This is a genomic window from Micromonospora fulviviridis, assembly GCF_014648395.1.
Lineage (GTDB): Bacteria > Actinomycetota > Actinomycetes > Mycobacteriales > Micromonosporaceae > Micromonospora > Micromonospora fulviviridis.
In genome coordinates, this window is the sequence record NZ_BMRA01000004.1 from 436,315 (window position 1) to 462,024 (window position 25,710).

A 25,710-nucleotide genomic window follows, 5' to 3' on the forward strand; every position below is an offset into this window, starting at 1 on the left:
GTGTTACCAGGGGTCCCGCCGTTTCGCGTTCCGACACGCCGACCGGGCGGTTGCGCCACGGGCGGGCGGGTCGAGCCGCCATGATGGGCGGGTGGGGGAGGGAAGAGACACCGAGGGCACGACCGACACGCAGGCCAGACGGCCGCCCGCCGCGAGCCGCCCGGCCGACCCGCCGGGCCCGCCGCTCGGGCTGGACGCGGCCGGCGGGCTGGCCGCGCTGCGCGGCCTGCTGGCCCGTCCGCTGGCCTCCTACTACCTGCTGCTCTCCAGCACCGGCCTGCTGCTGCTGATCGGCCTGACCATGGTCTTCTCCGCCACCAGCGTGAAGGACTTCGCCGAGGAGGGGGACGCGACCGCGTCCCTGGTCAAGCAGGCGATCTTCGCGGTGATCGGGATTGTCGCCTTCTGGGCGTGCCAGCGGCTGCCCGCCCGGACGTTCCGGGCGGTGTCCCGGCCCTTCCTCGGGGTGGCCGTGGGGCTCCTGCTGGTCCTCAACCTGCTGGTGGCGCTGGAGGCGCTGTTCCGGGTGGAGTCCATCGGCCCGCTGAAGGCCCAGCTGCTCTGGCTCTACCTCGGCCCCATCTCGGTGCAGCCGGTCGAGGTGGCCAAGTTCGCCCTCGTGCTGTGGGGCGCGCACGTGCTGGCCCGCAAGGGCGCCGCGCTCGGCTGGTGGAAGGAGCTGGCCACCCCGCTCTTCCCGGTGGTCGGCCTGCTCTTCGTGCTGGTCGGCTACAACGACCTGGGCAGCATGCTCTGCCTGCTCGCGCTGGTGGTCGGGATGCTCTGGGCCGCCGGGGTGCGGAAGCGGGTCTTCGCCACCCTCTCCGCGATCGGTCTGGCCGGGATCGGCCTGCTGGTCGCCGCCGCCTCCCTCGGCGCCGGATCCGGGTCGCGGGACGCCGACAACTACCGGCTCGGGCGCCTCACCATGTGGCTCGACCCGCCGGACCCGAAGACCTGCTTCGAGCTGGACCTGCCCAACTGCTACCAGCTCGTCCAGGCCCGCTACGCGGTGGAGAACGGCGGCTGGTTCGGCGTCGGTCTGGGCCGGAGCAGCTTCAAGTACGGCTGGCTGCCCGAGGCGCACAACGACTTCATCTTCGCCATCATCGCCGAGGAGCTGGGGGTGGTCGGCTGCACGGTGGTGCTGGTGCTCTTCGCGGTGCTGGCCTACACCGGGCTGCGGATCGCCCGCCGGGTGGAGGACCCGTTCCGCCGGCTCGCCGCCGCCGGGGTCACCGCCTGGCTGGTCGGCCAGGCCGTGATCAACGTCGGCGGGGTCACCGGGCTGCTGCCGCTGACCGGCGTACCCCTGCCGTTCATCTCCGACGGCGGCAGCGCCCTCGTGGTGACCCTGGCCGCGGTCGGGATGCTCGCCTCCTTCGCGCGCGCCGAGCCCGACGCGGCCCGCGCCCTGCATGCCCGTCCGCCGGCCCGGTGGGTCCGACTAGTGTGGGCCCCGTTGCCGCCGCTTCCCGGCCGGCGCCGCCGACCGGCGTCGCCACCGGCGGACCGAGGGTCCGTGCCCCGGTCCCGCCCGCGACGGCAGGACGACCAGGCCGCGACCCGCGGCGCCCGGTCCGACCGGGCGCGCGCCGGCACGGCGAGCGAGAGGAGACGCTGATGGGTCCGCTGCGTTCGGTGGTGCTCTGCGGAGGCGGTACGGGTGGGCACATCTACCCGTTGCTCGCCTTCGCCGACTGCCTGCGCCGACACGACCCGAGCGTCCGGATCACCTGCCTCGGCACACCCAAGGGGCTGGAGAACGAGCTGATCCCGCCGGCCGGCTACGACCTGCGCCAGATCCCGGCCTACCAGCTGCCCCGCTCGGTCAACATGAGCCTGGTGCGCACGCCGGACCGGATGTGGAAGGCGGCCCGCGCGGCGGGCAAGATCCTCGACGAGGTGCGGGCCGACGTCGTGATCGGCTTCGGCGGGTACGTCTCGGTCCCCGGCTACCTGGCCGCGTGGCGGCGCGAGCTGCCCATCGTCATCCACGAGGTGAACGTGCCGCCGGGCGTGGCCAACCGGCTCGGCATGAAGTTCACCAAGAACGTCGCGGTCGGCTTCCCGCACCAGCCGGCGCAGGCCGAGTCGCTGCGCGACGCCCGGGTGGTGGGCGTGCCGCTGCGCCGCGGCATCGCCGGGCTGGACCGGGCCGCCGTGCGAAACGCCGCCCGCGCCCACTTCGGACTCCGCCCCGACCTGCCGGTGCTCTTCGTGGCCGGCGGCTCGCAGGGCGCCCGCTCGATCAACCTGGCGGTCTCCGGGGCGGCCAAGGAACTGGCCCGCAACGGCGTGCAGGTGCTGCACGTGATCGGCGCCCGCAACGAGCCGGTCTCCGTCCCCACCGACCTGCCGGTGCCGTACGTGACCCTGCCCTACCTGTCCGAGATGGAGCTGGGCTACGCGGCCGCCGACCTGATGCTGGGCCGGGGCGGCGCGATGACCTGCGCCGAGGTGGCCGCCATCGGCCTGCCCACCGTCTACGTGCCGTACCCGCACAGCAACCAGGAGCAGAAGCGCAACGCGCTGCCCGTGGTGGAGGCCGGCGGCGGGCTGCTCGTCGACGACGCCGAGGTGACCCCGGCCTGGGTGGAGCGCACGGTGATCCCGCTGATCCGGGACCCGCAGCGGCTCGCCTCGATGGGCGCCGCCGCGGCCGCGTACGGCCGGCGCGACGGCGACGTGGCCCTGCTGAACTTCGTCTACGAGGCGGTGTCCCGCTGATGTGGGCCGCCGCGACCGGAAGGTACGTCCCATGAACACCGCGCAGTTCACCCCCGCCGGCACGATGACCGCGGAGGACCTGGGCCGGATCCACCTCATCGGGGTGGGCGGCGTCGGCATGAGCGGCCTGGCCCGGCTCTTCCTCACCCGGGGCCTGCCGGTTTCCGGCAGCGAGCTGCGGGAGTGGCCCTCCCTGGCCGGCCTGCGGGCGCTCGGCGGCACCATCCACATGAGCCACGAGGCGACCAACCTCGACGGGGTGGACACGGTGGTCTACTCCTCGGCCATCCCGCAGGACCACCTGGAGATGGTCGAGGCGCGCCGGCGCGGGCTGCGGGTGCTGCACCGCTCCGAGGCGCTCGCCGCCGCGATGACCGGCCGCCGGACCGTGGCGGTCGCCGGCACCCACGGCAAGACCACCACCACCTCGATGGTCACCATGGTGCTCCAGCAGGCCGGCACCGACCCGTCCTTCGTGATCGGCGGCGAGATCTCCGAGGTCGGCTCCGGCGCGCACCACGGCACGGGTGAATACTTCGTGGTCGAGGCGGACGAGAGCGACCGCTCGTTCCTCATCTACCGCCCGTACGTGTCGATCATCACGAACATCGAGGCGGACCACCTCAACACCTACGGCGACCTGGCGAACCTGGAGGCGACCTTCGCCGAGTTCGCCCGGCTCACCGACCCCGAGGGCTTCATCATCACCTGCGCCGACGACCCGGGTGGCCGGCGGCTGGCCGAGACGCTGCGGGCCGAGGGGCGCCGGGTCTGGACGTACGGCGAGGCCGCCGACGCCGACCTGAGGCTCAGCGGGATGGCCTCCTCCGCGCAGGGGGTGCGCTACCTGGCCGAGATCGAGGGCCGGTCGCTGGGCGAGATCCGGCTCCCGGTGCCGGGGCGGCACATGGGGCTGAACAGCGCCTCCGCGGTGCTCGCCGCGTACCTGCTGGAGCTGCCGGTCACGGCGGCGGAGGCCGCGCTCGGCGCGTTCCCCGGCGTGCGGCGGCGCTTCGAGCGCAAGGGCGTCGCGGACGGCGTGCTGGTCTACGACGAGTACGCCTACCACCCGACCTCGATGACGCTGGCCCTGCAGACGCTGCGCGAGGTGGCCGGCGAGGGCCGGCTCATCGTGGTCTTCCAGCCCTACCGCCTCTACCGGACCCGCGACCTCCAGGCGGAGATCGCCGCCGCCCTCGGCATCGCCGACGAGCTGGTGCTGCTGGAGGTCTTCGGCCCCGGCGAGCTGCGCCAGCCCGGCGAGGGCTCGGCCGCGCTGCTGGCGGTGGTGCCGCTGCCGGCGGACCGGAAGGTCTTCGTCGAGGCGTGGGACGACGTGCCGGCCGAGGTGGCCCGCCGGGCCCGGCCGGGCGACGTGGTGGTGACCATGGGCGCGCCGCCGATCTCGCTCATGGGCGACCAGCTGCTCGACGCCCTGCTGGCCCGGACCGGTGACGCCGCGGCGATCGGCACCGGCGTCGACCCGGACGGCGCGGCGGCCACGGCCGGATGAGCCCCGGCCCGGCCCGCGGCCGCACCCCCGGCCAGGACGGCGGGGCCGGCCGGCGCAACCCGGCCCGGCGGTGGCAGCTGGTCCGGGCCGGCGCCGACGCCGTACCCCCGTCGACCCGGCGCTTCATGGCCCGGGCCCGGCAGCGGCGGATGCGCGCGGCGCTGCCCTGGGCGGTCACCGTCGCCGTGCTGGCCGTCGCCGGCCTGGTCGCCTGGACCGTGCTGGGCACCGGCCTGTTCGGCGTCCGGGAGGTGCGGGTGGTCGGCGCCGAGCTGGTCACCCCGGTCGAGGTACGCGACGCCGCGGCCGTGCCCGACGAGGCGCCGCTGGCCCGGGTGGACCTGGCCGCGACCGCCCGCCGGGTCGGCGCGCTCGCCCCGGTGGAGCGGGCCACGGTGGAGCGGGACTGGCCGGGCGCCCTGGTGATCCGGGTGGTGGAGCGGACCCCGGTGGCCGCGGTGCCGCAGGGCGACCGGTGGGTCGTCGTCGACCGCGCCGGCGTGGTCTTCCGGAACCTGGACCAGGCCCCCGGCGGGCTGCCGGTCATCCAGGTCGGCAGTCCGGCCCCCGGCGACCCGGGCACCCGCGCCGGGCTGGACGTGCTCGCCGCGCTCAGCCCGAAGCTGCGTGCCGAACTGGTCGCCGTGGACGTGGCCGGGTTGGCCCGGATCACCCTGCTGCTGCGCGGCGACCGGAAGGTGGTCTGGGGCGACGCGACCCGCAGCCCGGACAAGTCCAAGGTGGCCACCGCCCTGCTCGGTCGGAAGGCCGACACGATCGACGTGAGCGCCCCGGACGTGGTCACCCTCCGGTGATCCGCCGGTCGGCCGACGTGAGCCCGCCCGCTCCGCCCGCGACACGCCGGAAAGGTCCTTGGCTCAGCGCGCGGCGGCGCATACGTTGCCCCGAAGAGATCAGTGGTTGACATAGCTCTAAGCCTCTAGTAGAGGGTGAGAGTTTCAGCCGTCGGCATCGCTGGGAAATGCTCCGCTGCTGGTCTGGCCAAGCCGTGTGGGGTCGGCCCATGCCAATCTCGAAGGGAAAGGACCGGAGATGACACCTCCGCACAACTACCTGGCGGTCATCAAGGTCGTCGGCATCGGGGGCGGTGGCGTGAACGCCGTCAACCGGATGATCGAGGTTGGGCTCAAGGGCGTCGAGTTCATCGCGATCAACACCGATGCGCAGGCGCTGCTCATGAGCGACGCCGACGTCAAGCTCGACGTCGGCCGGGAGCTGACCCGCGGCCTGGGCGCCGGCGCGAACCCGGACGTCGGCAAGAACGCCGCCGAGGACCACCGCGACGAGATCGAGGAGGTGCTCAAGGGCGCCGACATGGTCTTCGTGACCTGTGGCGAGGGCGGCGGCACCGGCACCGGCGGCGCGCCCGTCGTGGCGAACATCGCCCGCAAGCTCGGCGCACTCACCATCGGCGTGGTCACCCGCCCGTTCTCCTTCGAGGGCAAGCGCCGCCAGGTGCAAGCCGAGGCGGGCATCGAGGAGCTGCGCAACCAGTGCGACACGCTCATCGTGATCCCGAACGACCGGCTGCTCGCGCTCGGCGACCGGAACATCTCCATGATGGACGCCTTCCGCACCGCGGACCAGGTGCTCCTCTCCGGTGTCCAGGGCATCACCGACCTGATCACCACGCCGGGTCTGATCAACCTGGACTTCGCCGACGTGAAGAGCGTGATGAGCGGCGCCGGCAGCGCACTCATGGGCATCGGCAGCGCCCGCGGCGAGAACCGCGCCGTGGAGGCGGCCGAGGCGGCCATCTCCAGCCCGCTGCTGGAGCAGAGCATGGACGGCGCGCGGGGCGTGCTGCTCTCCATCGCCGGTGGCTCCGACCTGGGCCTGTTCGAGATCAACGACGCCGCCCAGCTGGTCACCGACGCGGCCCACCCGGACGCCAACATCATCTTCGGCGCGGTCATCGACGACGCGCTCGGCGACGAGGTGCGGGTGACCGTGATCGCGGCGGGCTTCGACGGGGGCGCGCCGGCGTACAAGGCCGTCGAGCCGTCCCGCAAGACCAACCAGAACCCGCCGACCCAGGCGAACGCCCCGGTCAGCCCGCCGGCCACCATGCCGGCCCCGCAGCAGTCGCCGCGCCGGGTGCTCTTCGACGACGTCGACGTGCCGGACTTCCTCAAGAACGGGTCCTGAGCCGCGCCGATGACCGAATCACCCACCACGGTGCGACCCGACCGTCGCGCCGAGCTCGCGGCCGGCCTCGCCCGGGTCCGGGCCCGCATCGCCGACGCCTGCGCGGCGGCCGGCCGGGACCGGGGCGAGATCACCCTGGTCGCGGTCACCAAGACGTACCCGGCCGCCGACGTGGTCGCGCTGGCCGGGCTCGGGGTGACCGACGTGGGGGAGAACCGCGACCAGGAGGCGGCCCCGAAGGCCGCCGAGGCGGCCGCCGCCGGCGCCACGCCGCGCTGGCACTTCATCGGCCAACTGCAGCGCAACAAGGCCCGTTCGGTGGTCCGCTACGCCGACGTGGTCCAGTCGGTCGACAGCGTGCGGCTGGCCGCGGCCCTGGACGGCGCCGCGACCGCCGCCCGGGACCGGCCGCTGGACGTGCTGGTGCAGGTGAGCGTCGACGGCGACCCGGCCCGGGGCGGGGCGCTGCCGGACGTGGCCGACCCGGACCGGGGGCTCGACGCGGTGGCCGCGGCGGTGGCCGGCGCCGGCGGGTTGCGGCTCGCCGGCCTCATGGCGGTCGCCCCGCTGGGCTGGGAGCCGGATCGGGCGTTCGCCCGGCTGGCCGAGGTGGTGGCGCGATTCCGCGCGGACCATCCCGAGGCGACGGTGCTGTCGGCGGGTATGAGCGGCGATCTGGAAATCGCGATCGAATACGGCGCGACACATGTCCGCGTCGGTAGCGCGTTGCTCGGAATGCGCTCCACGCTGCGGTAGCCTGACCGCGAAAGAAGCAAATTACATCAGTGTTGTTCAGGAACGGCGTTCCCGTAGCCGGGGGCCGTGGCGAGCGGACCGCGAATCGCTCGCCGGGGGATTGCCGATCCGGTCCGGTGGGCATCGTTGTCCACTCGTGATCAAAGCGACACGGCACGGGGGCGCGTGCCGCACGGCGGACGGAAGGGCGCGGGGATGGGTGCACTGCGCAAGGCGGGGGTCTGGCTCGGTCTCGTCGAGGAGGACGATGAGCGGGCGTACGACGACGGTGGCTACGACAAGGGTGGCTACCGCGAGTCGCGCTACCGGTCGAGCCGCTACTCGGAGGAGTTCGCCGACGACGAGGACGACGAGTCCGAGGAGCCGCCGGCCACCCGTGGCCGGGTGGGCGACCGCGGCCGGCTGAGCGAGCGCGCGTCGAGCCGCGCCGTCGACGCCGACCGGGCCGAGGTGGAGCGGCCGGAGCGGACCGAGCGGTCCAGCGTCCGGTCGATCACCCGCTCCGGTGCGGGGGAGACCTCCGGCGCGCTGACCTACCACACCCGCGACAACCTCGCCCTGGCGCCGCAGGCCCAGCCGCGCGAGCGGGCCGTGGTGCCCGAGGACGAGCAGCGCTACCAGATCACCACCCTGCACCCGACCACCTACCGGGAGGCGCGCACCATCGGCGAGCACTTCCGCGACGGCGTACCGGTGATCATCAACCTCACCGAGATGGACGAGGCGGACGCCCGCCGGCTGGTCGACTTCGCCGCCGGGCTCGCGTTCGGCCTGCGGGGTACGATCGAGCGCGTGACCAACCGGGTGTTCCTGCTCTCACCGGCCAACGTCCAGGTCACCGCGGAGGACAAGGCCAAGATCGCTGAGGGCGGCTTCTTCAGCCTGAGCTAGCCCGCACGACCGAGGGACGTCGCCTGCCGTGTTGTCGATTCTGTTCCAGGTGCTTTATCTGCTCCTGTATTTCTTCCTGCTCATCCTGTTGGCCCGATTTGTCCTCGGCGCTGTTCTGGCCTATGGTCGCCGCTGGCAACCGGGCCGGGGAGCATCGGCGGGACTGGAAGTCGTGTGGAGCGTCACTGATCCGCCCCTGCGCGCGTTGAGGCGTGTGATCCCACCGCTTCGAATTGGTACCGTGAGCATCGACCTGGCCTCCCTTGTGCTCCTGGTTATCCTGTTCGTGCTGATGGAGTTCGTGTTAGGGCAACTGATCAGAGCGTTCGCCTGACCAGACTGCTTTCGCGGCCGCAACTGACCCGAGGAGTTTCGATGCCGCTGACCCCGGCTGACGTCCACAACGTCGCCTTCAAAAAGCCGCCGATCGGCAAGCGGGGGTATGACGAGGAGGAGGTCGACGCCTTCCTGGACGAGGTCGAGCGCGAGCTTGCCCGTCTGATCGAGGAGAACAACGAGCTGCGCGCCCAGGTGGAGCGCGGCGGTCGGGGCGGCGCTCCCTCCGGCCCCGGCGGCGACGCCCGCCTCGCGGCGGAGCTCAACGACGTCAAGGCCCAGCTCGACCGGGTGCAGCGCGACAAGGCGGCCGCCGAGCAGGCGGCCCGGGCGATGCAGGCCGAGCTGGAGCAGGTCCGCGCCCAGGGTGGCCCGGCCAGCGCGGCGGACGGCGAGCAGCAGGCCCTGCGCGTGCTCATGATGGCCCAGCGCACCGCCGACGACCACGTGTCCGACGCGCGCCGCGAGGCCGACCAGCTGCTCTCCGAGGCCCGTTCCAAGGCCGAGGAGGTCACCCGCGAGGCCCGCGCCAAGGCCGACGCCCTGGAGCGGGACGCCCGCCAGCGGCACCAGGAGGCCATGGGCGGCCTGGACGCCAAGCGCACCGCGCTGCAGAAGCACATCGAGGAGCTCAAGCAGTTCGAGCGCGAGTACCGCACCCGCCTCAAGGCCTACCTGGAGAGCCAGCTGCGTGACCTCGACGGTCGCGGCCAGGGCCTGGAGGCCGAGATGACCCGCTCCGAGGGCAACCGTGCCACCGGCGGCAGCAACGGCCTCGCCGCGGCCGGCCTCGCCGGCTCCTACGGCGGCGGCCGCGCGGGCTCGCTCGAGTCCGGCCGCTGATCCCGCCGTCGGTGGCCGTCCCCGGGACGGCCACCGACCGCGCAGACCGACACGACGCGGCCGGGGGTGAGCCGTGATAGCCGCCAGCATCCTGCTCATCCTCGGCGCGGTCGTGCTCCTGGTCGCCGGGCTGGCCGGTGGGTCCAGCCCGCTGCTGATCACCTCGATCGCGGCCAGCCTGCTGGCCGCCGTCGCCCTCGTGGCGTTCGCCCGCCAGGCGGCCGCCGCCCGGGCCACGGCCGGCCGGGAGACCGGGCCGCGCCGCCGGACCGCGCCCGGCCCGTCCCACGACGGGCCGGAGATCCCGGTCCCGCACGTTCCGTCGACGGTCGGCGCCGGTGGACCCGGGTGGCGGCAACCACCCGAGCCACCGGCAGCCGACCCGTTCGACCCGCCGGCCGACCGGTTCGACAGTCCGGCCGACCCGCTGGCCGAGCCCTACTCGCCGGCGGAGCCCTACTCGCCGGCCGAGCCCTACTCGCCCCCCGCACCGCGCGGTCCGTCGCGTGCCGAGACGGCGGCGGACGCCCCGGCGCCCACCTCGCCGGCGCCGGACGGCCCGTTCGAGGGGGACCCGCCGGCCGAGGTTCTCTCCGCCGGGGAGGTCGCCCGGCTGGTCCGGCTCGACGGCGAGGTCCGGGTGGTCGACGGCCACCCCCGCTTCCACCTGCCCGGCTGCCCCCACCTGGTGGGCCGGGTCGACGAGCCGCTGCCGGTCGCCGAGGCGGTCGGGCTGGGCTTCACCCCGTGTGCCGGCTGCGCGCCGGCCACCACCCTGCTCGCCGAGGCCCGGCCCCACTGATCATGGTGACCATGGACGACACGCTCACCGTCGCCGTACGGGTGAAGCCCGGGGCCTCGCGGGCCCGCGTCGGCGGCCGGTTCGACGGCCCGCACGGGCCGGCCCTGGTCATCGCCGTGAACGCGCCCGCGGTGGACGGCCGGGCCACCGAGGCGGCCCGCCGGGCCCTGGCCGACGCGCTCGGCGTCCGGCCGGCGGCGGTCTCCCTGCGGGCCGGCGCGGCCAGCCGGGACAAGCTCTTCCTGGTCGAGCACCCGGCCCCCGGGCTGCCCGACGTGCTCCGGCGGCTCCGCGACGGATCGGCCGGGTGAGGACCCTCCGGACCGGTCCCGCATGACGCCGGGGCTCGACGTCGCGCTGCTGGTCGGTGCGGGCGTCCTGCTGGTCGCGGTGGGCGCGGTGCGCTTCTCCACCCGGCTCGGCGTGCCGAGTCTCCTGGTCTACCTGGCGCTCGGGGTGGCCATCGGCGAGGCCGGCCTGGGCATCCGCTTCGACGACGTCGAGCTGACCCGGGTGCTCGGCTTCTGCGCGCTCATCGTGATCATCGCGGAGGGCGGGCTGAGCGCCCGGTGGAGCACCCTGCGGCCGGTGCTCGGCCTGGCCGCCGCGCTCTCCACGGTCGGCGTGGTGGTCAGCATCCTGGTCGTCGGCGTGGTGGTGCACCTGCTGCTCGGCCTCGACTGGCGGCTGGCCCTGCTCTACGGCGCGGTGCTGTCGTCCACCGACGCGGCGGCCGTCTTCGCCACCCTGCGCCGGCTGCGCCTGCCGCCCCGCCTCGTGGCCACCCTGGAGGCCGAGTCCGGGATCAACGACGCCCCGGTGGTCATCCTGGTGCTGCTGCTGTCCCGGGCCGGCGTGGAGGCCGCCCACCCGTGGTGGCACGAGGTGCTCCTGGTCGGCTACGAGCTGGGCGCCGGCGCGGCGGTCGGGGTGGCCGCCGGTATCGCCGGCCGGTACGCGCTGCGCCGGGCCGCCCTGCCGTCCGCCGGCCTCTACCCGATCGCGGTGGTCGGCTTCACGGTGCTGGCGTACGCGGCCGGCTCGGTGCTGCACGCCTCGGGCTTCCTGGCCGTCTACGTGGCCGGCGTCCTGCTCGGCAACGCCCGGCTGCCGCACCGGCAGGCCATCCTGGGTTTCGCCGACGGGCTGGCCTGGCTGGCCCAGATCGGCCTGTTCGTGCTGCTCGGCCTGCTGGTCTCGCCGAGCCGGCTGGCCGCGGCGGTGCTGCCGGCCGTGGTGACCGGGCTGGCCCTTCTGCTGCTCGCCCGGCCGCTGTCGGTGGCGGTCTCCGCGCTGCCGTTCCGGTTCCGGGTGCGCGAGCAGCTCTTCCTCTCCTGGGCCGGGCTGCGCGGCGCGGTGCCGATCGTGCTGGCCACCATCCCGCTCTCGCTGCGGGTGCCGGGCGCCGACCGGCTCTTCGACGCGGTCTTCGTGCTGGTGGTGATCTTCACGCTGCTCCAGGCCGGGACCCTGGCGCCGGCGGCCCGCCGGCTCGGGGTGACCGCGCCGGCCGAGGCGGCGGAGATCCTGCTGGAGACGGCCCCGCTGGAGCGGATGCGGGCCGACCTGCTCCAGCTGGAGGTGCCGCCCGGCTCCCGGCTGGGCGGGGTGCACGTGGACGAGCTGCGACTGCCGGTGGGCGCCTCGGTGACCCTGGTGCTGCGCGACGGGGTGGGCTTCGTGCCCGGTCCGGACACCCGGCTGAAGGCCGGGGACAGCCTGCTCATCGTGGCCACCGCGGAGGTGCGGGACGAGGCGGAGCGGCGGCTGCGGGCGGTGAGCCGGCGGGGTCGGCTGGCCCGGTGGTTTGGCGAGTACGGCGAGGACCGGACCGGCTGATCTGCTAGCGTTCGTTTTGCCCTAATTGGTGGCTGTTCAGGGCTGAATCGCGGTGCGACGGTGCGGCACGTTGTCGGACGCCTGTACGTTCCGTATTCTTGCCACCCTCCGGAGTGCGCGGCCCTGTCGCCGCGCGCCCGTTCTGTACATGGGGGACGCCGACGCCGGCGGTCCCCGCCCAGGCACGCTGACCGCCGCGGCACGCGGCTGAGGGAGCTGACGATGGCGAAGCCAGCCGACACCAGGACCGCCGGTCGCAAGCCGGTGGCGAAGGCCACCCGCAGCGCCGCGGAGACCGAGAAGATCCGGGCCGCCCTGGCGGCACGGCGGGACGAGCTCAACGCCGAGTACGATCAGACGCTGAGCGAGATCACCGAGCTGCAGCGCGACCGGCTGACCGACTCGGCCGGGGACGACCAGGCCGACACCGGCACCAAGACGTTCGAGCGCGAGCAGGAGATCTCACTCGCCAACAGCATCAAGGAGCGGATCACGCAGGTCGAGCGCGCGCTGGAGCGGCTCGACGAGGGTGGCTACGGCTGGTGCGAGCGGTGCGGCAACCCGATCCCGGTGGAGCGGCTCGCCGCGTTCCCGTCGGCCACCCTCTGCGTGAGCTGCAAGCAGCTGGAGGAGCGGCGCTGACGTCCGTTCCCCGGCGGCCGAACGGCAGACGGTGACCGCCACCGTCGCGAACGTCGATGGGGAGCAGATGACCGCAGCACCGCCCGCCGGGTCCGGCAACGCCGACCCGGGCACCGGCACGCCCCGCCGCAAGGCGACCGGCCTGCTGCTCGGCGTGGCCCTGACCTCGCTCGTCGCGGACCTGGTCACCAAGCAGCTCGCGCTCTCGGAGCTCACCGGGCGGGGGCCGGTGTCGCTGCTCGGCGGCGCGGTCTACCTCAGCCTGACCCGCAACAGCGGCGCCGCGTGGAGCATCGGCTCCGACCACACCTGGGTCTTCCCGCTGATCACCATCGGCGTGATCGCCTGGATCGCCTGGATGGCGCTGCGGCTGCGGTCGCTGCCCTGGGCCGTGTCGCTCGGCCTGGTGCTGGGCGGGGCGCTGGGCAACCTCACCGACCGGATCTTCCGCGCCCCGGGGCACTTCGTCGGGCACGTCGTCGACATGGTCAGCCTCTTCGACCCGTACGGGCAGGTCTGGCCGGTGTTCAACCTGGCCGACAGCTCGCTGGTCTGCGGCGTGCTGCTGGCGGTGTTCCTGGAGCTGACCGGCCGGCAGCGGGACGGCTCCCGGGCCACCGCCGAGCGATCCGGCGACGAGCGCCCCGTCGAGCAGCGGGAGCGCGCGTGACCTCCGCCTTCGCCGCCGGCGGCGACCACCGGTCCCTGCCCGTCCCGGACGGGCTCGACGGCATGCGGCTGGACCAGGCCGTCTCCCGGCTCTTCGGGCTGTCCCGGACGGCCGCGGCGGCGCTGGTCGACGCCGGGGACGCGCTTGTCGACGGCGCGGTCCGGCCCAACTCGCACAAGGTCAAGGCGGGCTCCTGGCTGGAGGTCACGCTGCCCGCGCCGGCCGCTCCGCCGACCGTGGTGCCGCAGGCCGTGTCGGGCCTCACCGTGGTCTACGCCGACGACGACATCGTGGTGGTGGACAAGCCGGTCGGGGTGGCCGCCCACCCCAGCCCCGGCTGGACGGGCCCGACCGTGATCGGCGGGCTGGCCGGGATCGGCCACCGGATCTCCACGAGCGGCGCCGCCGAGCGGCAGGGCGTCGTGCACCGGCTCGACGTGGGCACCACCGGCGTCATGGTGGTGGCCAAGAGCGAGCAGGCGTACACCGCGTTGAAGCGGGCGTTCAAGTACCGCGAGGTGGAGAAGCGCTACCACGCCGTGGTGCAGGGCCACCCGGACCCGCTGCGCGGCACCATCGACGCGCCGATCGACCGGCACCCGCACCACGACTACCGCTGGGCGGTGGTCTCCGGCGGCAAGCCGAGCATCACCCACTACGACACCATCGAGGCGTTCCCCTCGGCCAGCCTGCTCGACGTGCGGCTGGAGACCGGGCGTACCCACCAGATCCGGGTGCACTTCTCCACGCTGCGGCACCCGTGCGTGGGCGACCTCACCTACGGCGCCGACCCGACCCTGTCCGCCCGGCTCGGCCTGGCCCGGCAGTGGCTGCACGCCCGCTCGCTGAGCTTCCTGCACCCGCGCACCGGCGACGAGGTCACGTTCGTCAGCGAGTACCCGGACGACCTGGCCCGGGCGCTGGAGATCCTGCGCGACTGACCCGCCGATGACGACCGACACCGAGCCGCCGCGCCGGTCGCGCTCCGGCGCGCTCACCTGGCTCGCCCTCGCCTGCGCGCTGGTGGTGCTGGTGGTCGCCGTCGCGCAGCGGCACGACCGGCCGGTGGGGGACCGCACGGTGGGCGAGGTGACCCGGGTCGGGGTGGCCGACGGCGACGCCGTCCCGGCCTACCTGCGCGCCGCCGCCGACGAACTCGCGCGGCTCGACGCCCCGGCGCCCGGCAGCTACGCCCTGGTCTCGTTCGCCGCGTACCTGACGCCGGCGCAGGTGGCCGTCGCGCTGGGCGGCGCCCCGGTCTCCGCGGTGGTGGCCCGGGTGCCGGTGCCCGGGCGGCAGACCGAGATCGTCCGGATCGCCGCGCTGCGCCTGCCTGAGGACGTGGTCGCCGGGATGGCCGAGGTGGCCGGGCGCAAGGACCGGGAGGCCGCCGACTACCGGGCCCGCGCCGCCGCCCCGGCGGCCACCGCCGATCCGGAACTGCGCCGGGTGTACGACACCGGGGCCGCGGTGGCGGCGCGGGAGGCGGCCGGCTACCGGGCGGGCTGCGCGTGCGTCTACGCCGCAGTGGTCCGGGACGCCCCGGACGCCCTGCGGGCGCTGGCCGCCCGCCCCGGCGTCCGCGCGGTCGACCCCGCCCCGGAGGTGACCCGGTTGGACCGAACGGTGTTCACCCCGCCGCTGCCGGAGCAGCGCGACGTGGCCCGGCCGCCGGCCGACACCGGACTCGCGCCGAGCGCCGGTATGGGTAATTCGTCGGAAGCTGCACCGACGGTGACCGGATCCTCACCGGCCGCCGGACGGCCCGCCGGGGGAGCGGGACCACCCAATCCGGCTCCCACCTCCTGAGACGTGCTGGTGGGCGGCTTGCGGCCCCGGCCGACGGTGAGGAGGCCCACCGGGGGATGTGCGAATCGGGGTGTGGTCCGAATAGGGTTTCGTTCGTAGCCTGTCAGGCGGAGATCGATGGGCTGGGGGAGGGGCGAGGCCTTGGACGGCAGCGAGACCGGTTGGGGTCGGCAGGCTGAGCCGGCGCCACGGTGGCGGGCGCTGCTCGACCGGGCCCGGCTCGCCGGTCGCGGCGCCGAGCAGCCCGACACCGACCACCGCGCCGAGGAGAACCCGGCGCCGCCCCCGGAGACGCTGCCCCGGCGCGCCGCCGGCACCGGCTGGACGGGCCGTGCGCAGGCCGTCGCCCGCCCCGCCGACGCGTCGTTCGGCGCCGAACCGGCCTACCGGGTCGAGGCGACCTACCGGGTGGAGCCGGCCTACCGGGTCGACCCGCGCTACGGCGGTGAGCCGGCGTACCAGGCCGAGCCTGCCTACCGCGCCGAGCCGGAGCCGCGCGCCGAGCCGTCCTGGCGGGCCGAACCGGTCCACCCGCCCGAGCCGACCTACCCCGAGCCCCCGCCGCGCGGCCGCGGCACCGCCTCGGTCGAGTCCCGGTACGCCCTGCTCGACGGCGGCTACCAGCCCGAACCGCCCCCCGCGGAGTCCCGCTACGCCTTGCTGGACCGGGGCCGCTACCGCCCGGACGTCCATCCGGTCCCCGAGCCGCCCCGCATCGAGCCACCCCGCATCGAGCCGGCGCGCATTGAGCCGCCCCGGATCGAGCCGGCGCGGGTGGAGTGGCGCGCCCCGGAGCCGGCGACCGAGCTGGAGCGCGCGGCCGGCGTGCTCCGCCGCGAGCTGGGCGGGCCCCGGGTGCTCGCCTTCGCCAACCCCAAGGGCGGCGTGCACAAGACCACCGCCACCGTGCTCGCCGCGGCCACCGTGGGCAGCGTCCGCGGGCGCGGGGTGCTCGCCTGGGACGACAACGAGCTGCGCGGCACCCTCGGCCTGCGCGCCGGCAGCGCCCGGCACGCCCGCACCATCCGGCACCTGATCCACGACCTCGCGCAGATCGAGATCCTGGAGGGCGCCACCCTGCTGGAGCACCTCGACGACTACCTCCGGCACGCCTCCGACGGCTCGTACGACGTGCTGGCCGGCGAGGAGAGCCCGCGCTTCGCCCAGCGGCTGGACCAGTTCACCGTCAAGCGGGTGCTGGAGCTGCTGCGGCGCACCCACGACGTGGTCTGCGTGGACACCGGCAACAACGTGGAGAGCCCCAACTGGCGCACCGTCATGCAGGCGGCCGACCAGCTCGTGGTGACCACCGTGCCCCGCGAGGACGCGGCGTTCAGCGCGGACTGGATGCTCGACCTGCTGCACGAGGAGGGCATGGGCGAGCTGGCCGACAACGCGGTCACCCTGATCTCCTGCCCCACCCCCGGTCGTACGCCGCTCCAGGACGACCTGGAGCGGCACTTCGCCACCCGGACCCGGGCGGTGGCCGTGGTGCCCTACGACCCGGCGCTGGAGACCGGCTCCTCGATCGAGTACCACCAGCTCCAGGCGGAGACCCGGCAGGGCTGGCTCAAGGCCGCCTCGGTGATGCTGGAACCGTTCGCCCGCTGACCGCCACCGCCGCCCCGCGCGGCCCCGTCGCCTGAGAGGATCACCGGGTGAGTCCGGACACCCCTGATCCCGAGCGGGTCGCCGACGGTCCCGGCGCGCCCGGCGCCGCCGCCCGCCCGCCCGCCGGTGCGGAGAACGCGCCGAACGGCGACACGGGCAGCTTTCCGACCGGCGGCACGGAGAGCTTCCGGCCCGGCCGGTCCCCGAACGAGGGCGAGCCCCCCGGCTGGCCCGGCGGCCTGCCGGTGCCCGCCGGCACCCCGGTGACCGCGCCCGGCGCGGACCCGCTCGCCGGCTATCCCGGCGTGGTCGGGGCCATGCCGGGTGCGCCGGCCGCCACCCGGCGGGCCGGCGGCCGGGCCGCCGTGGTGGCGCTCGGCACGGCGCTGCTGCTGACCGTGCTCGGGGCGCCCCTGGGCCTGCTGTGGGCCCTGGTGGCCCCCGGCACGCCGGTGCGGATGACCGCCGAGGGCGCCGTCTACGCCACCCCGCAACCGGAGCAGCCGATCGCCGCCGACGGCTGGTTCAGCCTGCTCGGGCTCGGCTTCGGGGTGCTCGCCGCGATCACCCTCTGGGTGGTGCTGCGCCGCCGGCGTGGCCCGGTCGGCCTCGTCGCCGGGATCCTCGGCGGGCTCGGCGCGGCGGTCGTGGCCTGGCAGGTCGGCCGCCGGATCGGGCTCGGCACCTTCCAGCGGCTGCTGGACACCGCGCCGCCCGGGACCGACTTCACCAAGCCCGCCGACCTGCGCGCCGGCGGGATCGACTGGTACGGGCCGCTGCCCGTCCCGCACGGCAACCTGCTGCTGGCGGCGTTCGGCGCGGCCGTGACGTACACCCTGCTGGCCGGCTGGTCGCGGTGGCCCTCGCTGCGGCCGGAGCCGCAGTGGGACGGAGGCTGGGCGCCCGGCGGGCCGGGGATCAGTTCGGAGCCGGGGGACCAGCCAACTCGCTGAGCGGCACGGGGACCGCCCGGACCTCGCGCAGCAGGGTGGTCTCCCGGTGCAGCAGCCGCAGCTCGGCCCGGAGCCGGCCGGCGGTGTCGTCGATGGCGAGCAGCCGCTGCCGGTCGTCGACGGTCAGCGCCGCGGTGGCGGCGACCAGGTGCGACAGCACCGTCGGGTCCTCCGGCAGCTGCTCGGAGATCTCCTGCGGGTCCGGCCGGACCAGGTTCAGGTACTGCCGGAAGACCGAGATCACCCGGGCGGCCAGCAGGTCGGCCACCTCGTCGGTGCCGGCCGGTTCGGGCAGCCACTCCACCTCGGCGGTCAGGTACGGCGCGGCGGCGTCGTCGACCTCGGCGATGCGGAACCGCCGCCGCCCCACGGTGACGATGTCGAACCCGCCGTCGGCCAGCTCGGTGACCTGCCGCAGCTCGGCGGTGCAGCCCACCTCGTGCAGGGTGACCTCGCCGCCGGCGGTGCCGGGGCGGTCCGGCGGCCCGGCCGGCGCGACCTCCCAGCCGGCCCGGATGGCCACCACCCCGAACTCGCGCGGCGCGCCCTCGGGCAGCCCGACGAGGTGGCGCACCAGCGCCCGGTAACGCTCCTCGAAGATGTGCAGCGGGAGGACCAGCCCCGGGAACAGGACCGTCCCGAGCGGGAAAACCGGCAGCCGTGCGGTCACGTGATCGAGAGTATCCCGAGCGCGTCGCGGCGGCGTGTCCCGGCTCACCGTCCCGGCGTACGGGCGGCTCCGGTCGGGGCGCGGACCGGCAGCCTAGACTCGCAAGGGTGTTGAATCGGATCGACCTGCGCGGCGGGGCGCGTGACCCGCGCCGCCTGCTGCCCCGTGCCCAGCTCGACGTCTCCGTGGCCGTCGAGAGGATCCGCCCCCTCGTGGAGGCGGTCCGGGAGCATGGGTACCCGGCGATCCGGGAGGCGAGCGAACGGTTCGACGGCGTCTCCCCGGAGCGGCTGCGGGTGCCGGTCGAGGTCATCCGCGCCGCCGAGGACACCCTCGACCCGCAGGTCCGCGCCGCGCTGCTGGAGTCGATCACCCGGGCCCGCAAGGTCCACGCCGACCAGCGCCGCGTCGACCACACCACCCAGGTGGTGCCGGGCGGCACCGTGACCGAGCGCTGGGTGCCGGTCGACCGGGTGGGCCTCTACGTCCCGGGCGGGCTGGCCATGTACCCGTCGACCGTGGTGATGAACGTGGTCCCCGCCCAGGCGGCCGGGGTCCGTTCGCTGGTGGTGGTGAGCCCGCCGCAGAAGGACAACGGCGGCCTGCCCGACCAGCGGGTGCTCGCCGCCTGCGCGCTGCTCGGCGTCGACGAGGTCTACGCGGTCGGCGGGGCCCAGGCCGTGGCCATGCTGGCGTACGGCGCGACCGTCGACCCCGAGGGCGCCGAGCGCTGCGAGCCGGTCGACATGATCACCGGCCCCGGCAACATCTGGGTCACCGCCGCCAAGCGGCTGCTGCGCGGCGTGGTCGGCATCGACGCCGAGGCCGGCCCCACCGAGATCGCCATCCTGGCCGACGACACCGCCGACCCGGCGCACGTCGCCGCCGACCTGATCAGCCAGGCCGAGCACGACCCCCTCGCGGCCAGCGTGCTGGTCACCCCGTCGGTGGCGCTGGCCGACGCGGTCGACGTCGAGCTGGCCCGGCAGGTGCCCGCGGCCAAGCACGCCGAGCGGATCGGCACCGCGCTGCGCGGCGAGCAGAGTGGCGTCGTCCTCGTCGACGACCTGGAGGCCGGGCTGCGGGTGGTCGACGCGTACGCGGCCGAGCACCTGGAGATCCAGACCGTCGACGCCCGCGAGTGGGCGTTGCGGGTGCGCAACGCCGGGGCGATCTTCGTGGGCGCCTGGTCGCCGGTGTCGCTGGGCGACTACTGCGCCGGCTCCAACCACGTGCTGCCGACCGGCGGCTGCGCCCGGCACTCCTCCGGCCTGTCGGTGCAGTCCTTCCTGCGCGGCGTGCACCTCGTGGAGTACACGCAGGACGCGCTGCGCGAGGTGGCCCCGCACGTGGTCACCCTGGCCGGCGTCGAGGACCTGCCGGCGCACGGCCAGGCGGTCAGCGTGCGCTTCCCGGGGGCGACCTCGTGACCACCCTCGACGACCTGCCGATCCGCGACGACCTGCGGGGCCTGACGCCCTACGGGGCGCCGCAGCTGGACGTGCCGGTGCGGCTGAACACCAACGAGAACTCCTACCCGGTGCCCGAGCCCGTGGTGGAGGCGATCGGCAAGGCCCTCTCCGCCGAGCTGCGCGACCTCAACCGCTACCCGGACCGGGACGCCGTGGCCCTCCGCGCCGACCTCGCGGAGTACCTGGGCCACGGGCTCACCGTCGACCAGGTGTGGGCCGCCAACGGCTCCAACGAGATCCAGCAGCAGCTGCTCCAGGCGTTCGGCGGCCCCGGGCGCACCGCGCTCGGCTTCACCCCGGCGTACTCGATGCACCCGCTGCTCGCGCTCGGCACCGGCACCGGCTGGATCCCGGCCGCGCGCGGCGCGGACTTCGGGCTGACCGCGGCCGACGCGGTCGCCCAGGTCCGGGAGCACCGGCCCGACGTGGTCTTCCTCTGCTCGCCGAACAACCCGACCGGCACCGCGCTCGACCCGGCCGTGGTCGCCGCCGTGCTGGCCGAGGCGCCCGGCATGGTGGTCGTGGACGAGGCGTACGCCGAGTTCGCCCGGCCCGGCACGGTCAGCGCGCTCGCCGTGCTGCCCGGGCACTCCCGGCTGGTGGTGACCCGGACCATGAGCAAGGCGTTCGGCTTCGCCGGCGGCCGGCTCGGCTACCTGGCCGCCGACCCGGCCGTGGTGCGGGCGGTGCAACTGGTCCGGCTGCCGTACCACCTCTCGGCGCTCACCCAGGCCGCCGCCCGCGCGGCGCTGGCCCACCGCGACGCCCTGCTCGGCACGGTCGCCGCGATCATGGAGCAGCGCGACCGGATCGTGGCCGAGCTGCGCGCCCGCGGGCACCGGGTGGCCGACAGCGACGCCAACTTCGTGCTCTTCGAGGTCGGCGGCGACCAGGCCGCCGCGTGGCGCGTCCTGCTCGACGCCGGCGTGCTGGTCCGCGACGTCGGCCTGCCCGGCTGGCTGCGGGTCACCGCCGGCACCCCCGCCGAGACCGACGCCTTTTTGTCTGCGATGGAGAAGCTGTCATGAGTCGGACCGCCCGGGTGGAGCGGATCACCAAGGAGACCAAGGTCCTCGTCGAGATCGACCTCGACGGCACCGGCAAGGCCGACATCGAGACCGGTGTCGGCTTCTACGACCACATGCTGAACCAGATCGCCCGGCACGGCGGCTTCGACCTGACCGTGCACACGGTCGGCGACCTGGAGATCGACGCCCACCACACCATGGAGGACACCGCGCTGGCCCTGGGCGCCGCGTTCGACCAGGCGCTGGGGGACAAGGCCGGCATCCGGCGGTACGGCTCGGCCACCGTCCCCATGGACGAGGTGCTGGTCCGGGCCGCCGTCGACCTGTCCGGCCGGCCGTACGTGGTGCACGACGAGCCGGCGCTCGCGCCGTACATCGGGCCGGTCTACCCGACCAGCATGACCCGGCACATCTGGGAGTCGTTCGGCCAGGCCGCCCGGGTCACCCTGCACGTGGACGTGCTGCGGGCGGCCCGGCCCGGCGGCAACCCGGACGCCCACCACGTGGTGGAGGCCCAGTTCAAGGCGGTCTCCCGGGCGCTGCGCGAGGCCACGTCGATCGACCCGCGGTCGGCGGGCGCGATCCCCAGCACGAAGGGCGCACTCTGATGCGGGCGCTGCCGACGCTGCTGCTGATCCTGGCCGGGGTGCTGGTCGGCGGGACGTGGTCGCTCCACAAGCAGGGCGCCGCCCGCGGCGCGGTGGTGGTCACCGGGCTGCTGGCCGTGCTGGCCACCGCGGGCGGGCTGCTCTGGCTGCTGCCGGGGGAGGGATCGTGAGCAGGCGTGTCGTGGTGCTCGACTACGGCTCGGGCAACCTGCGGTCGGCCGAGCGCGCCCTGGAGCGGGCCGGTGCCGACGTCACCGTCACCGCCGACCTGACCGCCGCCGCCGAGGCCGAGGGCCTCGTGGTGCCGGGCGTCGGCGCGTTCGCCGCCTGCATGGCCGGGATCGAGGCGCTGGGCGCCGGCCCGGTCATCGCCGACCGGGTGGCCGCGGGCCGCCCGGTGCTGGGCATCTGCGTCGGCATGCAGGTGCTCTTCGAGCACGGCGACGAGCACGGCGTGGTCACCAAGGGGCTCGGGCTGCTGCCGGGCGGGGTGACAAAGCTGCCCGCGCCGCGGCTGCCGCACATGGGGTGGAACACGGTGCACGCCCCGGCCGGCTCGGTGCTCTTCGCCGGCCTGCCGGCCGACGCCCGGTTCTACTTCGTCCACTCCTACGGGGTGACCGAACCGGCGGCGCTGGCCGCCGCCGGGGCCGCCGTCACCACCGCGTACCACGGCACGGACTTCGTGGCCGGGGTCGAGCGGGGCGCGCTGTCGGCGGCCCAGTTCCACCCGGAGAAGTCGGCCGACACCGGGGCGGCCCTGCTGCGCAACTGGCTCGGCACACTGTGAGCGCGAGGAGTGAGCCGGGGTTGCGAGCCCCGCAGTCGCGAACGAACGGTGGCGCAGTGTGAGTAAGGAGCGGGCCCGCCGCCGGGAGGCCCGCCAGGCCGAGCTGGAACGGGAACGCGCCGCACGCGCCCGCCGGGCGGCGCGACGGGAGCGGCGGCGCGTGGTCGCCCGCCGGTTCACGCCGAAGCTGCGGCGGGGCCGCACGGGCCGGCTGCGCCGGCACAGCCGCGGCGAGCGGGCGGCCATCGTGCTGCTCACCGGCGCGGCGGTGGCCGGTATCTGGAGTTTCGTCGACGACCTGGCGCTGCGGCTGGCGCTGGTCGTGTTGTTGCTGCTGGTCCTGCCCGCGGTCGTGGTGATCGCCCTGGACCGTCGTTCCTGATGCGAGGAGTAGAGCGTTGAGCCTCACCCTGTTGCCCGCCGTGGACGTCGCCGACGGCCAGGCCGTCCGGCTCGTCCAGGGCGCCGCCGGCAGCGAGACCGCGTACGGCGACCCGGTGGAGGCCGCCCTCACGTGGCAGGCCGACGGCGCCGAGTGGATCCACCTGGTCGACCTGGACGCCGCGTTCGGCCGGGGCACCAACGCCCACCTGCTCGCCGAGGTGGTCCGCCAGCTCGACGTGAAGGTCGAACTCTCCGGGGGCATCCGGGACGACGAGTCGTTGCAGGCTGCCCTGGGCACCGGGGCGGCCCGGGTCAACATCGGCACCGCCGCGCTGGAGGACCCGGAGTGGTGCGACCGGGTCTGCGGCGAGTACGGCGACCGGGTGGCCATCGGGTTGGACGTGCGCGGCCGTACCCTCTCCGCCCGGGGCTGGACCCGCGACGGCGGTGACCTCTACGAGGTGCTGGCCCGGCTGGACAAGGCCGGCGCCAGCCGTTACGTGGTCACCGACATCACCAAGGACGGCACCATGCGCGGCCCCAACCTGGACCTGCTGCGCGAGGTCTGCTCCCGCACCGACGCCCCGGTGATCGCCTCCGGCGGCGTGTCCACCCTGGACGACCTGCGCGCGCTGGCCACCCTGGAGCCGGTGGGCGTGGAGGGCGTGATCGCCGGCAAGGCGCTCTACGCGGGGGCGTTCACCGTCGCCGAGGCGCTCGCCACCCTGCGGGCCGGCGCGTGACAACCGTCGCGGGCGACAGCGCCCGGTCGGAGCGGGAGCTGCCGGCCGGTGGGGCCGTCACCCGGCTCGGCTCGGGCGGCCCGTGGGAGGCGCTCTACGGCTACTGCCGGGTGGTCCGCGCCGGGCAGCTGGCGATCACCGCCGGCTGCACCTCGACGGTGGACGGCAAGGTGGCCCACGTGGGGGACGCCGCGGCGCAGACCGCCCAGGCGATCCGCATCGGCCTGGACGCGCTCGCCGAGGTCGGCGCGGAGCCGGCCGACGTGGTGCGCACCCGGATGTACGTGACCGACCGGATGTACGCCGACGAGGTGGGCCGGGCGCACAACGCGGTGTTCGGCGCGGTCCGCCCGGTGGCCACCATGGTCGTGGTGGCCGGGCTGATCGACCCGGAGCACCTGGTCGAGGTCGAGCTGGAGGCCTGGCTCGGCGACCGCTGACGGCCGTCCCCGTGGTGTGGGGGCGGCCACTCCGCGGCCCATTCGGTTGTGCACAACTCAATTGGGGGCTACGTTTTCGGGGTGACCGATGATCTGGTGCTGCGCCGGCAGGTGTGCTTCGCCCTCTACGCGGCGTCGCGCGCCCTCACCGACGTCTACCGGCCCATCCTCGACGAGCACGGCCTGACCTACCCGCAGTACCTGGTGCTGCTGGTGCTCTGGGAGCGCGGCGACGACGCCCCCACGGTCTCCGAGCTCGGCGCGCGGCTCCGGCTCGACTCCGGCACCCTCTCGCCGCTGCTCAAGCGGCTGGAGGCGGCCGGCCTGGTGGTGCGTACCCGCTCGGCGGCCGACGAGCGCCGGGTCGAGGTGGGCCTCACCGCGCAGGGCCGGGCCCTGCGGGAGCGGATGGACGAGGTGCCGCGGCGGGTGGCCCACGCCACCGGCCTCACCGAGGCCGAGCTGGTCGCCCTGCGCGACACCCTCACCCGGGTCACCGAGACGATCCACCGACAGAAGGAGCAGTGACCACCATGCAGGTGCTCTACACCGCGTCCGCGCAGGCCACCGGCGACGGCCGGGACGGCCACGTCCGCACCTCCGACGGCGGCCTCGACCTGGACCTGGCCATCCCGAAGGAGATGGGCGGCGCCGGCGGCGCGACCAACCCGGAGCAGCTCTTCGCGGCCGGCTACGCCGCCTGCTTCCACTCCGCGCTGCGCGTGGTCGCCCGGAAGGCCCGGGCGGACGTCTCGAACTCGGTCGTCGAGGCCGAGGTGGGCATCGGCCCGAACGGCAGCGGCGGCTACGGCCTGGCCGTCACCCTGGTGGTCGACCTGCCCGGGGTCGAGCGGTCCGCCGCGCAGCAGCTCGTCGAGGCGGCCCACCAGGTCTGCCCGTACTCCAACGCGACCCGGGGCAACATCGAGGTCACCCTCACCGTGCGGGAGGCCCGATGAGCACCAACCGGGAGATCCACCTGGCGTCCCGGCCGCAGGGCTGGCCCACCGCCGACAACTTCCGCCTGGTCGAGACGGAGGTGCCGACCCCGGGGCCGGGCCAGCTCGTGGTCCGCAACCGGTTCATGTCGGTGGACCCGTACATGCGCGGGCGGATGAACGACGTCAAGTCGTACGTGCCGCCGTTCGCGCTCGACGCCCCGCTCGACGGCGGCGCGGTCGGCGAGGTCGTGGCCGGCGACGCCGAGGGCTTCGCGCCCGGCGACGTCGTGCTGCACGGTCTCGGCTGGCGGGAGTACGCGCTGGTCGACGCCAAGGGCGCACGGAAGGTCGACCCCGACCTGGCCCCGGTCAGCGCGTACCTGAGCGTGCTCGGCATGACCGGGCTGACCGCGTACGCCGGGCTGCTCGACGTGGCCGCCATGAAGCCGGGCGAGACGGTCTTCGTCTCCGGCGCGGCCGGCGCGGTCGGCAGCATGGTCGGGCAGATCGCCAAGCTGCGCGGCGCGGCCCGGGTGGTCGGCAGCGCCGGCTCCCCGGCCAAGGTCGAGCGGCTCCGGGCGCTCGGCTTCGACGCCGCGTTCGACTACCACGACGGCCCGGTCCGCGACCAGCTCAGGGCCGCCGCCCCGGACGGCGTCGACGTCTACTTCGACAACGTGGGCGGCGAGCACCTGGAGGCCGCCATCGGCGCCATGAACCTGCATGGCCGGGCCGCCATCTGCGGCATGATCGCGCAGTACAACGCCACCGAGCCGCCCGCCGCCCCGCGCAACCTGGCGCTGCTCATCGGCAAGCGGCTCACCCTGCGCGGCTTCCTGGTCGGCGACCACGGGCACCTGCGCGAGCAGTTCGTCAAGGAGATGGCCGGCTGGCTGCGGGACGGCCGGATCTCCTACGACGAGACGGTGGTCGACGGCATCGAGCGGGCCCCGGAGGCCTTCCTCGGCATGCTGCGCGGCGAGAACCTGGGCAAGATGCTCGTCCGTCTGTGACGCGGCACTCGTTCACGGCGGCCGGCCCGGTCGGGTCGGCCGCCGTGCCGTGCCGGT

The 25,710-nt window shown here is 74.9% G+C and carries 30 protein-coding genes; 29 read left to right on the top strand and 1 reads right to left on the bottom strand.

Annotated elements, in window-relative coordinates:
* Positions 1-208 precede the first annotated feature (208 nt).
* The 18 genes from IEY96_RS13425 (at position 209) to IEY96_RS13510 (ending at position 17,564) form a co-directional block, all read left to right on the top strand.
* Positions 209-1,624: an FtsW/RodA/SpoVE family cell cycle protein gene (locus tag IEY96_RS13425; protein WP_189195288.1), complete on the top strand. Its 1,416-nt coding sequence runs from the start codon at positions 209-211 to the stop codon at positions 1,622-1,624.
* On the top strand, positions 1,624-2,730 hold the full coding sequence (gene murG / locus IEY96_RS13430; RefSeq protein ID WP_189195134.1) for an undecaprenyldiphospho-muramoylpentapeptide beta-N-acetylglucosaminyltransferase: 1,107 nt from the start codon (positions 1,624-1,626) through the stop codon (positions 2,728-2,730). The genes IEY96_RS13425 and murG overlap by 1 nt, the downstream gene beginning before the upstream one ends.
* 31 nt (positions 2,731-2,761) lie before the next feature.
* On the top strand, positions 2,762-4,243 hold the full coding sequence (gene murC, locus IEY96_RS13435) for a UDP-N-acetylmuramate--L-alanine ligase (protein WP_189195135.1): 1,482 nt from the start codon (positions 2,762-2,764) through the stop codon (positions 4,241-4,243).
* Positions 4,240-5,058, top strand: coding sequence for a cell division protein FtsQ/DivIB (locus tag IEY96_RS13440; RefSeq protein ID WP_189195136.1), 819 nt, complete (start codon positions 4,240-4,242; stop codon positions 5,056-5,058). The genes murC and IEY96_RS13440 overlap by 4 nt, the downstream gene beginning before the upstream one ends.
* 238 nt (positions 5,059-5,296) lie before the next feature.
* A complete protein-coding gene (ftsZ, locus tag IEY96_RS13445; RefSeq protein WP_189195137.1) occupies positions 5,297-6,412 on the top strand; it encodes a cell division protein FtsZ in 1,116 nt (371 codons plus the stop codon).
* 9 nt (positions 6,413-6,421) lie between these two features.
* Positions 6,422-7,168 (top strand): YggS family pyridoxal phosphate-dependent enzyme, encoded by a 747-nt coding sequence (locus IEY96_RS13450; protein ID WP_189195138.1) that lies wholly within the window; start codon positions 6,422-6,424, stop codon positions 7,166-7,168.
* Between the two features lie 195 nt (positions 7,169-7,363).
* Positions 7,364-8,059 carry a cell division protein SepF gene (locus IEY96_RS13455; protein ID WP_189195139.1) on the top strand — a complete coding sequence of 232 codons (696 nt, stop codon included), beginning with the start codon at positions 7,364-7,366 and terminating at the stop codon, positions 8,057-8,059.
* 28 nt (positions 8,060-8,087) lie between these two features.
* Positions 8,088-8,393 (top strand): YggT family protein, encoded by a 306-nt coding sequence (locus IEY96_RS13460; protein WP_091320368.1) that lies wholly within the window; start codon positions 8,088-8,090, stop codon positions 8,391-8,393.
* 41 nt (positions 8,394-8,434) lie between these two features.
* Positions 8,435-9,238 (top strand): DivIVA domain-containing protein, encoded by an 804-nt coding sequence (locus IEY96_RS13465; RefSeq protein ID WP_189195140.1) that lies wholly within the window; start codon positions 8,435-8,437, stop codon positions 9,236-9,238.
* A gap of 73 nt (positions 9,239-9,311) precedes the next feature.
* Positions 9,312-10,040 carry a hypothetical protein gene (locus tag IEY96_RS13470; protein ID WP_189195141.1) on the top strand — a complete coding sequence of 243 codons (729 nt, stop codon included), beginning with the start codon at positions 9,312-9,314 and terminating at the stop codon, positions 10,038-10,040.
* A gap of 2 nt (positions 10,041-10,042) precedes the next feature.
* Positions 10,043-10,351 (top strand): DUF167 domain-containing protein, encoded by a 309-nt coding sequence (locus tag IEY96_RS13475; RefSeq protein WP_091320381.1) that lies wholly within the window; start codon positions 10,043-10,045, stop codon positions 10,349-10,351.
* A 22-nt stretch (positions 10,352-10,373) separates the two neighbouring features.
* Positions 10,374-11,879, top strand: coding sequence for a potassium/proton antiporter (locus tag IEY96_RS13480; RefSeq protein WP_189195143.1), 1,506 nt, complete (start codon positions 10,374-10,376; stop codon positions 11,877-11,879).
* A 222-nt stretch (positions 11,880-12,101) separates the two neighbouring features.
* Positions 12,102-12,521 (top strand): TraR/DksA family transcriptional regulator, encoded by a 420-nt coding sequence (locus tag IEY96_RS13485; protein ID WP_091268039.1) that lies wholly within the window; start codon positions 12,102-12,104, stop codon positions 12,519-12,521.
* A 67-nt stretch (positions 12,522-12,588) separates the two neighbouring features.
* Complete coding sequence (gene lspA / locus IEY96_RS13490; RefSeq protein ID WP_189195144.1) at positions 12,589-13,191, top strand: signal peptidase II; 603 nt, start codon at positions 12,589-12,591, stop codon at positions 13,189-13,191.
* On the top strand, positions 13,188-14,132 hold the full coding sequence (locus IEY96_RS13495; RefSeq protein ID WP_189195145.1) for an RluA family pseudouridine synthase: 945 nt from the start codon (positions 13,188-13,190) through the stop codon (positions 14,130-14,132). The genes lspA and IEY96_RS13495 overlap by 4 nt, the downstream gene beginning before the upstream one ends.
* A gap of 7 nt (positions 14,133-14,139) precedes the next feature.
* A complete protein-coding gene (locus IEY96_RS13500; RefSeq protein ID WP_189195146.1) occupies positions 14,140-15,000 on the top strand; it encodes a hypothetical protein in 861 nt (286 codons plus the stop codon).
* 117 nt (positions 15,001-15,117) lie between these two features.
* Positions 15,118-16,611, top strand: coding sequence for an AAA family ATPase (locus IEY96_RS13505; protein WP_189195147.1), 1,494 nt, complete (start codon positions 15,118-15,120; stop codon positions 16,609-16,611).
* A 47-nt stretch (positions 16,612-16,658) separates the two neighbouring features.
* A complete protein-coding gene (locus IEY96_RS13510; RefSeq protein WP_308429908.1) occupies positions 16,659-17,564 on the top strand; it encodes a DUF2567 domain-containing protein in 906 nt (301 codons plus the stop codon).
* On the opposite strand, the gene IEY96_RS13515 is transcribed toward IEY96_RS13510, so the two are convergent.
* A complete protein-coding gene (locus IEY96_RS13515) occupies positions 17,530-18,234 on the bottom strand; it encodes an LON peptidase substrate-binding domain-containing protein (RefSeq protein WP_189195148.1) in 705 nt (234 codons plus the stop codon). The genes IEY96_RS13510 and IEY96_RS13515 overlap by 35 nt on opposite strands.
* Positions 18,235-18,341: 107 nt before the next feature.
* On the opposite strand from IEY96_RS13515, the gene hisD reads away from it, so the two are divergent.
* The 11 genes from hisD to IEY96_RS13570 all read left to right on the top strand — a co-directional run bounded on the left by hisD (position 18,342) and on the right by IEY96_RS13570 (position 25,653).
* Positions 18,342-19,664, top strand: coding sequence for a histidinol dehydrogenase (gene hisD / locus IEY96_RS13520; RefSeq protein WP_189195149.1), 1,323 nt, complete (start codon positions 18,342-18,344; stop codon positions 19,662-19,664).
* A complete protein-coding gene (locus IEY96_RS13525; protein WP_189195150.1) occupies positions 19,661-20,734 on the top strand; it encodes a histidinol-phosphate transaminase in 1,074 nt (357 codons plus the stop codon). The genes hisD and IEY96_RS13525 overlap by 4 nt, the downstream gene beginning before the upstream one ends.
* Positions 20,731-21,342, top strand: coding sequence for an imidazoleglycerol-phosphate dehydratase HisB (hisB, locus tag IEY96_RS13530; protein ID WP_107079486.1), 612 nt, complete (start codon positions 20,731-20,733; stop codon positions 21,340-21,342). Before IEY96_RS13525 ends, hisB begins: the two co-directional genes overlap by 4 nt.
* Positions 21,342-21,512, top strand: a complete 171-nt coding sequence (locus IEY96_RS13535; RefSeq protein ID WP_189195151.1) for a CG2302 family histidine operon protein — start codon at positions 21,342-21,344, stop codon at positions 21,510-21,512. Before hisB ends, IEY96_RS13535 begins: the two co-directional genes overlap by 1 nt.
* A complete protein-coding gene (gene hisH, locus IEY96_RS13540; protein ID WP_189195152.1) occupies positions 21,509-22,132 on the top strand; it encodes an imidazole glycerol phosphate synthase subunit HisH in 624 nt (207 codons plus the stop codon). The genes IEY96_RS13535 and hisH overlap by 4 nt, the downstream gene beginning before the upstream one ends.
* Before the next feature lie 58 nt (positions 22,133-22,190).
* Positions 22,191-22,514, top strand: coding sequence for a hypothetical protein (locus tag IEY96_RS13545; RefSeq protein ID WP_189195153.1), 324 nt, complete (start codon positions 22,191-22,193; stop codon positions 22,512-22,514).
* Positions 22,515-22,530: 16 nt separating this feature from the next.
* Complete coding sequence (priA, locus tag IEY96_RS13550) at positions 22,531-23,259, top strand: bifunctional 1-(5-phosphoribosyl)-5-((5-phosphoribosylamino)methylideneamino)imidazole-4-carboxamide isomerase/phosphoribosylanthranilate isomerase PriA (protein ID WP_189195154.1); 729 nt, start codon at positions 22,531-22,533, stop codon at positions 23,257-23,259.
* Positions 23,256-23,699, top strand: coding sequence for a RidA family protein (locus tag IEY96_RS13555; RefSeq protein WP_229791579.1), 444 nt, complete (start codon positions 23,256-23,258; stop codon positions 23,697-23,699). The genes priA and IEY96_RS13555 overlap by 4 nt, the downstream gene beginning before the upstream one ends.
* Before the next feature lie 81 nt (positions 23,700-23,780).
* Positions 23,781-24,227 (top strand): MarR family winged helix-turn-helix transcriptional regulator, encoded by a 447-nt coding sequence (locus tag IEY96_RS13560; protein WP_189195155.1) that lies wholly within the window; start codon positions 23,781-23,783, stop codon positions 24,225-24,227.
* A 5-nt stretch (positions 24,228-24,232) separates the two neighbouring features.
* A complete protein-coding gene (locus IEY96_RS13565; RefSeq protein WP_189195290.1) occupies positions 24,233-24,658 on the top strand; it encodes an organic hydroperoxide resistance protein in 426 nt (141 codons plus the stop codon).
* Positions 24,655-25,653: an NADP-dependent oxidoreductase gene (locus tag IEY96_RS13570; protein ID WP_189195156.1), complete on the top strand. Its 999-nt coding sequence runs from the start codon at positions 24,655-24,657 to the stop codon at positions 25,651-25,653. The genes IEY96_RS13565 and IEY96_RS13570 overlap by 4 nt, the downstream gene beginning before the upstream one ends.
* Positions 25,654-25,710 lie beyond the last annotated feature (57 nt).

What these genes read in the sequence shown, in the direction of transcription:
- IEY96_RS13480 (WP_189195143.1), top strand. Translation starts at nt 10,374, where the DNA reads ATGACGCCGGGGCTCGACGTCGCGCTGCTGGTCGGTGCGGGCGTCCTG.
- IEY96_RS13465 (WP_189195140.1), top strand. Translation starts at nt 8,435, where the DNA reads ATGCCGCTGACCCCGGCTGACGTCCACAACGTCGCCTTCAAAAAGCCG.
- IEY96_RS13440 (WP_189195136.1), top strand. Translation starts at nt 4,240, where the DNA reads ATGAGCCCCGGCCCGGCCCGCGGCCGCACCCCCGGCCAGGACGGCGGG.
- hisB (WP_107079486.1), top strand. Translation starts at nt 20,731, where the DNA reads ATGAGTCGGACCGCCCGGGTGGAGCGGATCACCAAGGAGACCAAGGTC.
- IEY96_RS13485 (WP_091268039.1), top strand. Translation starts at nt 12,102, where the DNA reads ATGGCGAAGCCAGCCGACACCAGGACCGCCGGTCGCAAGCCGGTGGCG.
- IEY96_RS13565 (WP_189195290.1), top strand. Translation starts at nt 24,233, where the DNA reads ATGCAGGTGCTCTACACCGCGTCCGCGCAGGCCACCGGCGACGGCCGG.
- murC (WP_189195135.1), top strand. Translation starts at nt 2,762, where the DNA reads ATGAACACCGCGCAGTTCACCCCCGCCGGCACGATGACCGCGGAGGAC.
- IEY96_RS13505 (WP_189195147.1), top strand. Translation starts at nt 15,118, where the DNA reads ATGGGCTGGGGGAGGGGCGAGGCCTTGGACGGCAGCGAGACCGGTTGG.
- IEY96_RS13455 (WP_189195139.1), top strand. Translation starts at nt 7,364, where the DNA reads ATGGGTGCACTGCGCAAGGCGGGGGTCTGGCTCGGTCTCGTCGAGGAG.
- IEY96_RS13535 (WP_189195151.1), top strand. Translation starts at nt 21,342, where the DNA reads ATGCGGGCGCTGCCGACGCTGCTGCTGATCCTGGCCGGGGTGCTGGTC.
- IEY96_RS13450 (WP_189195138.1), top strand. Translation starts at nt 6,422, where the DNA reads ATGACCGAATCACCCACCACGGTGCGACCCGACCGTCGCGCCGAGCTC.
- IEY96_RS13570 (WP_189195156.1), top strand. Translation starts at nt 24,655, where the DNA reads ATGAGCACCAACCGGGAGATCCACCTGGCGTCCCGGCCGCAGGGCTGG.
- ftsZ (WP_189195137.1), top strand. Translation starts at nt 5,297, where the DNA reads ATGACACCTCCGCACAACTACCTGGCGGTCATCAAGGTCGTCGGCATC.
- IEY96_RS13500 (WP_189195146.1), top strand. Translation starts at nt 14,140, where the DNA reads ATGACGACCGACACCGAGCCGCCGCGCCGGTCGCGCTCCGGCGCGCTC.
- IEY96_RS13475 (WP_091320381.1), top strand. Translation starts at nt 10,043, where the DNA reads ATGGTGACCATGGACGACACGCTCACCGTCGCCGTACGGGTGAAGCCC.
- murG (WP_189195134.1), top strand. Translation starts at nt 1,624, where the DNA reads ATGGGTCCGCTGCGTTCGGTGGTGCTCTGCGGAGGCGGTACGGGTGGG.
- lspA (WP_189195144.1), top strand. Translation starts at nt 12,589, where the DNA reads ATGACCGCAGCACCGCCCGCCGGGTCCGGCAACGCCGACCCGGGCACC.